The organism is Paenibacillus sp. 3LSP (assembly GCF_032465655.1).
GTDB classification, from domain to species: Bacteria; Bacillota; Bacilli; order Paenibacillales; family Paenibacillaceae; genus Fontibacillus; species Fontibacillus barengoltzii.
On the sequence record NZ_JAWDJI010000025.1, the window covers coordinates 1 to 1,972 of the forward strand.

Genomic DNA, 1,972 nt, shown 5'->3' on the forward strand with positions numbered 1-1,972 from the left:
CTGCGCCTGCGCGCGGGCGCGCGCTGGCCGCCGCCGCACGCCTGGCGGGTGCGGCGGAGCGGCTGGCTCCCCACCCGGCCTTTGGCACCGGGGTGCGGGCGCTGACCCGTCGCGCTGCCGAGCTGCGCGACGGCGTGTTCACCGTGGCGCTGTTTGGGGCGTTCAGCGCCGGCAAATCGTCCTTCGCCAGCGCCTTGCTTGGCGAAGCGGTGTTGCCCGTCTCGCCGCATCCGACCACCGCGGCGATCATCCGCGTGATGGCGCCGGCAGACGATCAGCGCCATAACACAGCCGCCGTCAAATTCAAGAGCCCCGAGGCGATCCGCGAAGACTTGGCCTACTCCTTCCAAGCCCTAGGCTTAGGGGAATGGAAGGAGACGGCTTGGATGGAGGCGGTCCGGCGCTTGAAGCCCGAAGATATTCCGGCGGCCGGCCGGGCGCATTACAGCTTCCTGCAGGCCGCCGCTGCCGGTTGGGCAGAATCCGCCGATCGGCTCGGACAGGTGGAGGTTGTGGAAGCCGAGCAATTCCGCAGCTATGCGGCAGACGAGACGAAAGCCTGCTTCGTGGCGGAAATCGATTTTTATTACCGTTGTCCGTTAACGGAACAAGGTATCGTGCTGGTGGATACCCCGGGGGCCGATTCAATCCACGCTCGCCATACAGGGGTTACGTTCCAATATATGAAGGATTCCGATGCGATCATCTTCGTGACGTATTACAACCACGCGTTCTCGCGCTCCGATAAGCAGCTCTTGAGCCAGTTGGGACGAATGAAGGGCAGCTTCGCTCTCGACAAAATGTTCTTTGTCGTCAATGCCGCCGATCTGGCGTCTTCGGAGGAAGAGTTGACGGCTGTTGTGGAGCATGTAAGGGACGGCCTTCGCAGCGCCGGAATCCAGCAGCCCAACGTATATGCGGTCTCCAGTATGCGAGCGATGGCAGCAAGACGGGAGAATACGGCGGAGGACCCAGGCTTCTCCCTGTTCCGGCAACGCTTCTCGACGTTCCTGGAGCAGGATCTTGGGAATCTGGCGGTGTCGTCCGCGGTGGAAATGATGAAGCAGATGCAAGAACGGTTGTCCAAATGGACGGAAGCTGCTGGGCAAAGCGCGGAAAATGCGGAGCAACAGCTTGCCGCCTTGCGTGGTCGCCGGGATCTGTTTGAGCAGGCGGTTGCCGAGTTTCTTCAGGTCGATATCGGTCGGGAATGGAGCCAGGAGAACGCCGAGCTGCTGTTCCATGTCGTGCAGCGGGTACGCCTGCAGGCGCTGGAGTTGTTTGCGGAATTTTTCCACCCCTCCTTGTTACAGGAGCATAACGGTTCGTTGAAACAGAACTTTACCGTTGCACTGCGCGGGTGGCTGGATCAGGTTTCAGGGGAATTGGAGCGGGAGCTGCTTGCGACCTCGCTTCGCTTGGAGCGCAAAGCGGAGGCGCTGCTTCGCCGGGAAGCTGAAGGCTGGTGCCGTCGGTATGAGGCGGCCCTGGATATGCCGCTCAGCTATTCCAGCGCAGAAACGAGCTGGAATACGCCAGCGATTCCGGAAGGCTTGCTGGACAGCGGATCGTTGGCGCCGGAAGTCTATTGGCCGTATTTCAAAAATCCCAAAGCGTTCTTTGAAGGCGGCGGTCGTTTGCAGCTGCGGGCGAAGCTGGAGGAGCCCCTGCTCGCCAAGCTGAAGGCGATCGTTAACGAGATGGAAACCTTCTTCCAGGAGCATTATGAGCGTGAAATCGCGTTGCGGAAGGAGCATACCGCTGAAATGTTCCGCGGTTTATGGACGGAATGGGAGCAGAGTATTCAAGGTTCCAAAGTCTCTCCGGAGGAGCTGACGCATTGGAAAAGCATCCTTGATCAAATCGGGCGGGATGTGGAGGAAATGAAAGCTTTTTATGATAAATAGGCCGGTTTCACCACTAGCCTTGCACCAAACCTGACATGAGAAATTACAGAAAAATTGTTTGTACT

1 protein-coding gene is annotated in these 1,972 nt (G+C 59.2%); it reads left to right on the forward strand.

The annotated features are described in order from the left end of the window. The coding region (locus tag RW092_RS01290) for a dynamin family protein (protein WP_316009306.1) at positions 1-1,907 on the forward strand (1,907 nt) is incomplete at its 5' end. Positions 1,908-1,972 lie beyond the last annotated feature (65 nt).